The sequence below is a fragment of the Acidovorax facilis genome (assembly GCF_023913775.1).
In the GTDB taxonomy this organism is placed as follows: domain Bacteria; phylum Pseudomonadota; class Gammaproteobacteria; order Burkholderiales; family Burkholderiaceae_C; genus Acidovorax; species Acidovorax facilis.
Genome location: NZ_JAMXAX010000346.1, coordinates 1 through 335, shown reverse-complemented (window position 1 = coordinate 335; position 335 = coordinate 1). Strand labels below are relative to the sequence as shown.

The window sequence follows — 335 nt, the reverse complement described above, 5'->3', positions numbered from 1 at the left end:
CCCTTGATCCACAATGGCGCTGCCTCGCAGCCCCTTCATTTCCCATGTCCCGGCAGTACCTGAACGTTCCCTTCGCGCAGAAAGACGCCGCCAAGTCGCTGGGCGCGCGCTTCGATGGCGCGGTCAATCGCTGGTATGTCGATGAGGGGCGGGATCTGGCGGTGTTCACCCAATGGCTGCCGACGCCCGTAGAGGCGCCCTCCTCGCCCTCACCTTCATCCACGGATCTGGCCCTGCCCTTGTCTGAAGGGACACTCGCCCTCCCCCATGCCAAAGGCATTCCGCTCTCGCGCCTGCTCAATGGCGTGGCCAGTGCAGTGGCTCAGGCGTTTTCC

General features: G+C 64.5%; 1 protein-coding gene. It reads left to right on the top strand.

Going from position 1 to position 335, the window contains the following annotated elements; all coding sequences use genetic code 11:
* Positions 1–44: 44 nt before the first annotated feature.
* Positions 45–335 (top strand): DUF5710 domain-containing protein (locus NFX52_RS30530; RefSeq protein ID WP_252636030.1); only part of this gene is annotated, 291 nt, incomplete at its 3' end.